At 72.5% G+C, this 9,024-nt stretch carries 6 protein-coding genes; 3 read left to right on the plus strand and 3 right to left on the minus strand.

Features of this window, described 5'->3' with window-relative positions:
- On the minus strand, positions 1-810 hold an 810-nt coding region (locus ACFFIA_RS13435; protein WP_377250522.1), incomplete at its 3' end, for a GAF domain-containing protein.
- Positions 811-1,360: 550 nt separating this feature from the next.
- On the opposite strand from ACFFIA_RS13435, the gene ACFFIA_RS13440 reads away from it, so the two are divergent.
- Positions 1,361-2,236, plus strand: a complete 876-nt coding sequence (locus ACFFIA_RS13440) for a LacI family DNA-binding transcriptional regulator (protein ID WP_377250524.1) — start codon at positions 1,361-1,363, stop codon at positions 2,234-2,236.
- Between the two features lie 141 nt (positions 2,237-2,377).
- Entirely contained in the window at positions 2,378-4,036 is a 1,659-nt protein-coding gene (locus tag ACFFIA_RS13445) for a hypothetical protein (RefSeq protein WP_377250527.1), read from the plus strand.
- Positions 4,037-4,042: 6 nt separating this feature from the next.
- On the opposite strand, the gene ACFFIA_RS13450 is transcribed toward ACFFIA_RS13445, so the two are convergent.
- Positions 4,043-5,641 (minus strand): amino acid adenylation domain-containing protein, encoded by a 1,599-nt coding sequence (locus ACFFIA_RS13450; protein WP_377250530.1) that lies wholly within the window; start codon positions 5,639-5,641, stop codon positions 4,043-4,045.
- Between the two features lie 244 nt (positions 5,642-5,885).
- Positions 5,886-8,099, minus strand: coding sequence for a DUF6055 domain-containing protein (locus ACFFIA_RS13455; protein WP_377250532.1), 2,214 nt, complete (start codon positions 8,097-8,099; stop codon positions 5,886-5,888).
- Between the two features lie 235 nt (positions 8,100-8,334).
- Between ACFFIA_RS13455 and ACFFIA_RS13460 the strand changes: the two genes are divergently transcribed.
- Positions 8,335-9,024: cellulose-binding domain-containing protein (locus ACFFIA_RS13460; protein ID WP_377250534.1), on the plus strand; the 690-nt coding region annotated here is incomplete at its 3' end.

Genomic DNA, 9,024 nt, shown 5'->3' on the forward strand with positions numbered 1-9,024 from the left:
GCGGGTCAGCCGGCTCAGGTCACCGGTGGAGGCGACGACGACCGCGGCGGTGACGTGCGCCGGCGGCAGGTCGGGGCAGGCGAGCACGGTGACTCGCACGTGGCGGTCGTGGCCGTCCTCGTCGTACGGGGCCAGGAAAGCCGTGTGGGCCATCCCTTCGAGCTGGTCGGCGGCGACGCCGAGCAGCCGGGAGCCGGTGGCGAGCAGGGGATGGCCGGGCAGTCCGGGCAGGTGGTGCGTCTGGCCGTCCCGGGACAGGAGCACCCCGCCGATCGCGCCGTCGACCAGCCGGGCCGCGGCACTGATCGAGCGAAGGGGGTCGAGCGCGTTGGCGATCGTGGGCGCGAGGGCGCCGAGCAGGTCGCGGGCCGAGTCGGTGGGGTGGTGCGGGTTGTCGGTGTTGAGGCCGAGGATGCCCAGGTAGCGGCCGTCCGAAGTGGTCAGTGGCACGCCCATGCCCTCGCGGAAGCCGGCCGGCCGCAGATAGTCGACCCAGCCCGAGATCGTCTCCGGCGGCACCGGCAGGTCGCGCAGCCGCATCGGCGGGCCGCCGCGGTGCAGGCCGAGCATCTCGATTTCGTCGATGTGCTGTGGACTGTCCTGGTAGGACCGCACACGGTCGTCGTAACCCACGCTGACCAGCGAATGCTCAGCTCGGCGCTCCATGTCGAGCAGGTAGATCCGGGCGGCCTCGAAGGGCACCAGCCGCCGGATCGGGGCGAGCAGCGCTTCCGCCCGCTCCGCCACACCGGCGGGAGCGGCCGCGACTTTGGCCACCTCGGTGGCAATTTCGAGCGTTCCCGGGCGCATAGCTATAGTCGCCTTCCCCGCGCCAGTCAGCCCTCTTGGTCCAGGTGCCGGTTCCCTTTTTCCGCTCGGCCATGCCGATGAGATCGTCTTTCTTGATGTGGCCTGCCGCACATCCCGATGCAGTACTCAGAGGTGTCAGCAAATCACGTGGCGTGGTCGAATCCTATGGGCAGCGCATTTTTTTCCCGTCACCTTTTCCGTCGATCCCGAGGTGGATCAGGGTTGGTGGCCGGCCGCCCAACCGAACGACATCCGACATGTCCGCCTGGCATGGAGAAAACGCCTCGGTCAGCATGTGGTGCGCCTCCGGGCCACAGTCAGGCAGCCGTCTGCCCGCACGCTGGCGCCGCGGTCGAGGTCGGTCACTTCGCGGAAGGCGGAAAACATCACGGCCCGACCCGTCTCGCGCGAGCGCGTGAGGTGGGCCGGATCTGGGTAACTGTCCACAATGATCTGCTGACTGACTGTCACGAGTGGGTCGCTCCGCGATTCGACTAAATCGTGTAAGTCTCGCGCGGCCGGTGGCGTCACCGGCGAAAGAGGAGGGTGGATGCCGGAGAGGTCCCGCGTGACCATGGCGGATGTCGCCCGCGCCAGCGGCGTGTCCCGGGCGACGGTGAGCTTCGTGCTCAACGACACCGCCAACCAGAGCATCCCCGAGACGACCCGCGAGCGGGTCCGCCGCGCCGCCGCCGACCTCGGCTACGTGCCGCACTCCATCGCCCGCGCGCTTCGCGAGGGCGTGTCCCGGCTCGTCGTGCTCGAAGCCGGCGGGCTGCCCCCGGGCCACAGCCTGGAGAGCTTCGTGGAGGGACTGGAGGAGGAGCTGTCCACCACCGGGCACGGGCTGCTCGTCTCGTACGGCGGCCGGTCCCGCGCGATGCTCGACGCCGTCGCCCCGCGCGCGGTGGTCGACCTGCCCGCGCTCTACGCTGACGGCGGTCGGGCCGCGGCCATGACCCAGGTCGCGTACCTGCACGACCTCGGCCACCGCGCCGTCGCCGTCGCCGAGCCGGCCCGATCCGACCCGGTGACGGCGCTGCTCGCCGACCACGTGCGGGCGGCGGCGCGCGAGCTTCGGATGCCCGAGCCGCGGTCGCTGCCCGTCGACGATGCCGGCACCACGGGGGTACGGCTGCGCGCGCTCGCCCACGACCGCCAGGTGACCGCGGTCGCGGCGGTCACCGACGACCTGGCGCTCTGCGTGCTCGCGGCAATGGCCGACCTGGGACTGCGCGCGCCGGACGACCTCGCGGTGATCGGCTTCGACGAGACCCGCCACGGCGCGCTCTGGCGGCCGGCGCTCACCACCGTCCACATCGACGCCCGCGCGTACGGCCGGCGCGTCGCCCGCGCCACGCTGGGCCTGCCCGCCGGCGACGCCCAGCCCGCGCCGGCCCGGGTGGTCCGGCGCGCCACGGCGTGACGCCCGGAACACCGCGGCGACCGGTGGCGGCACGCCCAGCCCGTACGACGTGAAGGTGCGCACCATCCCGGCGAACCGACGGCGGGTCGGAAGGGGACCGACGGGCACGTGTGGGAGCGTTCCGACGCCTAGCATGTGCGTGTGCTCGTCCACCCCGAACCGACCACCGCGCCAGCGGCTTCGGAAGCGGCGGCGACCGGCCGGCGCCGGTCCGGGCGGAGGTGGCGCGCCGACCTCGCCGTGTTGCTCGGGCTGCTGGCGCTGGTCCCGGTGGTGCACAGCATCGGGCCGACGCTGCGCACGCCGTTCTGGCTCGATGAGTCGTGGGTCGCGATGTCGATGCGGGGCTCGCTGGGGGAGGCGTTCGACGTCACCGGCCCGACGCCGATCGGCTGGACGCTGCTGATGCGGCTGATCCCCGGCGACGGCGACGGCGGCGAGCGCCTGCGGCTGCTGCCGGCCGCGTTCCTGGCCGGCTCGGTGGTCGCCGGATACGCGCTCGGGCGGCTGCTCGGCTGGCAGCGGCGGGCCTACGCGGTGGTGGCCGGGCTGATGGGCGCCGCCGGCGCGTTGCTGCTCCCGGCCCAGCAGGTGCGGCACGACCTGAAGCAGTACACGGCGGATGGCGCGGTCGCGGTCGCGCTGCTGGCCCTCGCGGCGTGGGCGGAGGCGCGGTGGAGTTGGCGCCGGCTGACCACGGTCGCCGGCTGCGCGCTGCTCGCCATGTTCGTCAGCCACACGGCGCTGCTGGTCGGCGGCGGCGTGCTGGGCGCGTTCGTGGTGGTCGCGCTGGTCCGCCGGGCCTGGCGCGACCTGCTGAAGGCGGCGACCGTCGCGGTCGGCGGCTGGCTGGCCATGGGCGTCACCTACCTCACCGTCTCCAGTAAAGGCCAGATCGAGAGCCTGGAGGCGTACTGGGACGGCTACTTCCTCAACTTCGGCGACACCGTGAGCCTCCCCGACTACCTGGTCAACCGGCTCGACGGCCTGGGCGACCTGTTCGGCGTCCCGTGGCCGGCGTTCGCGGTGCTCGCCCTCGCCGGCGTCGTGACCATGGCGGTGACCGGGCGGCTCGTGGCCGCGCTCGCCACGGCGGCTCTGCCGGTCGGCATGGTGGTCGCCGGCTACCTGCACGCATATCCGGTGCTCGACCAGCGCACCTCGCACTTCCTGCTGGTCTCGATGGCGGTCAGCGCGGGGATCGGGGTCGCCGGGGCGGCCCGGCTGGTCGCCCGCCTGATCAGGCGGTGGCAGGTGGCGACCACCACGGTCCTCGCCGGCGCGACCGTGCTCGCCTTCGTGCTGGCCAACACCGCCTGGCTGCGCTACTACGCGCCGCCCGGCATCTACCCCCGCCATCCCCAGACGTTCGCCGTCGGCGCGATGCGCTACGACGTGCGCGACCAGGTGCGATACGTCGAGCGAAACCGGCGCCCCGGCGACGCTGTGGTGGTCAGCGCCTGGGCCAACTTCGGGTTCGCGTACTACTGGCAGCCCGACGAGCCCACCTTCGTGCGGGACGAGCGGTTCGGCAACGGCTGGGGCACCCGGTACGACGAGGAGGCCACGCGGATCGTGGTCGCCACCGACCGCACCCGTCCGGCGATCCGGCAGGCGCTCGACCGCGCCGCGCAGCTGGCCGGGCCCGGCGGGCGGGTCTGGATCGTCCGCACGCACCTGGCCCGGCTCGAGGTGTTCGCCTGGGACGCCATGCTCCGGGGCCGCCAGGTGACCTGGCTCGACGTCGGCCCCGAGCCGCTCGGCCTGCTCACCGTGCCGGCCGGGGCGAGCCCGGGCTGAGCCCCGTCAGGGCACGCCGACGGCGTTCCGGATCGCGGCGAGGTCGTCGGCGGCCCGCTGGCCCGCGGCGACCAGCCGGCCGCGCAGGTCGTCCAGCTCGGCGGCGGCCCGCCCGGCGCGCTGCTCGGCGCTGTTGACGTTGGCCGCCAGGCGCTCCTGCCGTTCGGCGTTGCGCTGGCGCCCCTGCCACCACCGCACCGCACCGGTGAGCAGCAGCACGGCGCCGGCGAGCGTGGCGATCACAGCCAGGGCGTTGGGCCAGGCGACCAGGCTCACGCAGAGCAGCGCACCGGCGGCGAGGCAGGCGATGGCCGCCTTGTCCGGCACCGGCTCGCCGGCGTACCGGGCGGCGAGCGCGTCCCGCACCGCGTCGAGCCCCTGCGGGGTCGTGCCGGCGCGCACGCGTACGGCCGTGCGCTCGATCGCCGTGGTCGCCTCGCGGGGCGGGTCGGTGGCGGCCTCGGTGGCCAGCCGCTCCGCCGCGGGCAGCAGCCAGCGGGCGCTGGCCGTGCGGGCCATCCGGGCCAGCGGCGAGCCGTCCGGCAGGAACGCGTCGTCGAGCAGCAGCTCCAGCGGCGGCTTGAGCGGGGCAGCCCACTGCTCGACGTCGGTGTACTCCCGGTCTTCGATGACCGCCCGCAGCTCGGCGGAGCGGCGCAGCAGCGGTGCCTCCTCGTCCGTACCCTCGTCGACCAGAGCCCGGAGCACGGCGGCGAGTGAGTACGGGTCGGGGCTGTCGGTGGCCGCCTCGGGGGCCGCCGGGCCGCCGGTGCCGGCGCAGAGTTCGCGGAGCGCGGCCAGCCGCGCGCCGGCGGCGAGCGCCTTCTCCGCGTCCGGCACCGGCTCCAAAATGGACTGCGGGCGGGTCACGGTCGCCGGGAGCGTGCCGATCCGCGCCCGCCACGCCTCGGCGGTCGTCCGCTCCCGCTCCGGGTCGACCCCGTCGACCAGCCCGGCCAGCCGCTTGCCCACCAGCGCCAGGCCGTCCGGGCCGAACACGCCCGCCGCGGCCGAGGTCCACAGCGCGCGCACCGCCCGGGTCACCGGCTCGCCGGCCGGCAGCGGGCCCAGAGCCTTGGGCAGCCACGCCGCGCTCAGGTCCGCGCGCCCGGCCGCCGTCGCGGTCAGGGTGATGAGCAGCGCGGTACGCCCGGCGTCCCGCTCCAGCGCGAGCGTGAGCGGCTCCTCCGCGTCTTCGTCCCGCAGCAGCGCGCCGAGCGCGGTCGCCGCCGGGGCGAGCCAGTAGCCGGGCACGTCGGCGAAGCCCGCGGCCGGTGGCGGCTGGTCCTGGCTCGCCGCGGCCACGAGCAGGCGGGTGCGGTGGCGCACGAGGGCCGGCGGGTCGAACATCGCCAGTGTCACCCGCAGGTCGCTCAGCTCCACGAACGCGTCGAACGAGCGGATCAGGCGGGACAGCCGCGCCTCCACCGAGCCCTGGAGCTTGCTCAGCTCGGAGCGGAGCCGGCTGCTCTCCCGCTGCTGCGTGTACAGAGAGGAGCTGAGCGACGACACCTCGTCACCCAGTGAGCGGATCGCCCGCTGCTGGCGGTAGTCCTGCCAGTTGTCGGACATCAACCAGTCGGTGAATGCGCTGCCGTCTGTCACGACGATCACCCTAGGACGCGCTGTCGAGCCGCGCTCAGGGCGTCACCTCGCTGACCACCTCCACCGCGCCGGCTCCGGGGTCATGCGGTGGCCAGGTCGTCGGCGGTGTGGCCGCGCAACGCGGCGATCGGCGCATCGTCGGCGATGGAGGAGACCACGTACCACTCCAGGGGGCCGCCGGAGGCATCCGGGGAAGCCCGGCGCAGGGGGCGGGCGCCCGGCCCACCCCCTGCTGATTGAGCCGTCAGGTGGTGCAGCGGGCGCCGTTCAGCGTCCAGGCCGTCGGCGGCTGGTTGGTGCCGCCGTGCGTGCCCTGGAAGCCGAACGACGCGGTGCCACCGACCGGGATCGTGCCGTTGTGGCCCGCGTTCCGGGCGGTCACCGTCGACCCGCTCTGCGTCAGCGTGGCGTTCCAGCTGTTGGTGACGTGCTGGCCGTTGGCGAACGTGAACGTCAGCGTCCAGCCGTTGACCGTGGCACCACCGGTGTTCGTGATGGTCACGTCACCGGTGAAGCCGTTGCCCCACGAGTTCGCCGTGTACGCGACCCGGCACGAGGAGGTGCCGCCGGTCGGCGGAGGGCTGGTCGGCGGGGCGCTGGTCGGGGGAGCGGTCGTGGGCGGAGCCGTCGTCACCGGGGGAGTCGTGGGCGGCGCGGTGGTGGCCGGCGGCGTGGTCGGGTTGGTGCCGCCGGTGATGGCCAACTCGTCGGTGGTGAACGTGCCGTGCGGCGGGTTGATGTCCGCCTCGCCACCGCCGCCGTCACAGCTCCGGCTGGGGTTGAACATCAGGTACGTGCCGGAGTTGCAGGAGCCGCCGGTCGGACCGTGCGGTGGCTCGGCGTCGCCGCCGACGACCGCCGTACCGCCGATGGTGACTCCACCTTGGATGATCGCGTTGCCCTTCACGACCGCGTTGCCGGTGACCGTGCCGCCGTTGACCCAGGCGAGGTCCTCGATGCGGGCGTTGTTGGTGACCGATCCACTGAGGACAGCCGCGCGCGGGCCGACGTACGCGGTCGAGGCGACGTTGGCGTTGCCGGAGACCCAGCCGCCACCGTTGGAGTGCCAGCGTCCGCCGTTGGTCGCGGCCGGCTTCTGGTATCCCGGTTCGTGGCCGGACGGGATCGCCCCGGAGATGCGGAACTCGTACGGGTAGCGGCGGTTCTTCGGCCAGCCGTCGAGGAACGCGTACTTCGGTACGACGCTGGCCGGCGTGCCGGTGACGACCAGGAAGACCTGGCTCTCGCCGGGCTGCGTCTGGAAGCTGATCTGCCCGGACGTGCCCTGGGTCAGCGGCCCGTACCGAGGCGTGCCGTTGCGCACCGCCACGAAGCCGAACGTCCAGCCGGTCGCGCCGGTCTCCGCGTGCCCCTTGAGGTGCAGGCGGATCAGCGCGCCGTCGCTGTCGGGCACGAGCTGGATCTTGTTGTACCCGTAGTCGGAGGGAGCCATCGCCGAGGGGATGCGGTAGTGGCGGGCGTTCGCGTTGACCGCCTCGACCGGCACGCCCTTGTACGCGTTGAGGAAGCCGGCGCCGTACACGCTGTTGATGAACGGCATGAAGTCGGCCCGGTTGGAGTAGTCCCACGTCACGTTCCGCTGCGCGTACTCGCCGATGCGCCGGTTGAGCTCCGCCTGCGTGATGCCGGTGATCCGCCGGTACACCTCCAGCGGATGCTCGGTGTTGCGCGCCTCGTTCCAGATGCGGTTGAACATCGCGATTCCGTCGCGGTCCTTGATGTACTGCAACAGCATCCAGGCGCCGTAGTGGTGGCGGGACGAGGAGTAGTACAGGTTTTCGGTGCGCAGCCAGCGGGTCAGGTCACCGGCGGCGGTGCGCGGGTACACCTGCATCGCCATGAACTCGGCGCTCGCCTCCCAGAACGTACCGGAGGAGGCGTGCGTGAAGCCCATCCCGGAGCGTCCCAGGAACGTGTAGTTCTGGAACACGTGGCCCAGCTCGTGCGCCAGTCCCCAGGAGCCGGGCTGCGCGGCGGCGGGGGCGATGTTGATGACGCCGACCCGGCCGTCGGTCGAGCCGCCGGTGGCCCAGGCGTCGAGGGCGGTGCGGTTCCAGGTGCGGGTGACGATGACGATGATCTTGTGTTGGGCCAGCAGCCCGGTCTCCGTCGTGAACCGCATCGTGTTGATGTAGAAGGAGTAGAGGTTCTCCAACTGGCTGAGGATGTTGTCCGGGTCGAAGCGGTACTCGCCCGGCGCGGTCAGCGGGTTCGTGCCGGAGCGCTCACCCCAGAGCAGGATGAAGTTGGTCGACTCTCTGGTGCGGTTCTGCGCCCAGGGCACCTCTCCGGTGCTCACCCAGCGCTCGGGTATCCAGACGGTCTTGGCGGCGGCCTCCGCCGGCGAGGTGAGCTGCGGTACGAGCACCGGTGTCACGCCGAGTGTGACCAGTGCCAGTGCGGCCAGCCAGCGACGCCACTTGGGGCGAGGTTTCATCGGGCATCCCTACGTGTCGAGACAGGTAACGGGAAGGCCTCCTTGATCCCTGCCCGGAAAGGATGCGCAAATGGGGCCCAGCCACCACATGGTGGATGCGCGACACCGGCGTGTCAAGCGATTGATCTCGATACTCCGAGATAGTTGCATCCCCATACTTAAGTGGCTATCTTGAGGCGCGAAGCGGCTCCCGGGCGACCGCCTCGCCATGTTCCTCTGCCACCGGGAGCCCTCCATGCGCTTCGCGCGTCCACGTTCTCTCCTCGCCGCCGGGGCCGTCTGCGTCGTCGGCGCGGTCGGCGCGGTCACCGTCGTGACCTCGGCGTCCGCCGCCGCCGGCTGCGCGGTCACCTACCGGGTCGGGTCGCAGTGGCCCGGCGGTTTCAGCGGCAGCGTCGACCTCACCAACCTCGGCGACCCGCTCAACGGCTGGACCCTGACCTGGTCGTTCACCGCAGGGCAGCAGGTCAGCCAGGGCTGGAACGCGGTCTTCAGCCAGAGCGGCGCCCAGGTCACCGCGCGCAACCAGACCTGGAACGCCGGGCTCGGCACCGGCGCCGTCGTCAACCTCGGCTTCAACGGGTCGTGGAACAACTCCGCGAATCCGGCGCCGACGAGCTTCGCGCTCAACGGGGTCGCCTGCACCGGCTCGACCACGCCGACGACCGCGCCGACCACGACGAGCGTGCCGACGACGGCACCGCCGACCACCCCGCCGCCGACCACGCCGCCGACCACGACCGGCCCGCCGCGTACCTTCACGAATCCGATCAAGTTGCGTGGTCCGGATCCGTGGTTGACGCATTACAACGGCTACTACTACCTGGCCACGACGACGTGGAACAACACGATCACGATGCGGCGTTCGCGGACGTTGGGGGGTTTGGCGTCCGCGCCGGACACGTTGTTGTTCACGCTGACCCGG

The sequence above is a fragment of the Phytohabitans kaempferiae genome (genome assembly GCF_042433955.1).
GTDB lineage: Bacteria > Actinomycetota > Actinomycetes > Mycobacteriales > Micromonosporaceae > Phytohabitans > Phytohabitans kaempferiae.

Bases quoted from the DNA above. Each gene is read 5' to 3' on its own strand.
- ACFFIA_RS13455 (WP_377250532.1), bottom strand. From the start codon at position 8,099: ATGAAACCTCGCCCCAAGTGGCGTCGCTGGCTGGCCGCACTGGCACTG.
- ACFFIA_RS13440 (WP_377250524.1), top strand. From the start codon at position 1,361: ATGCCGGAGAGGTCCCGCGTGACCATGGCGGATGTCGCCCGCGCCAGC.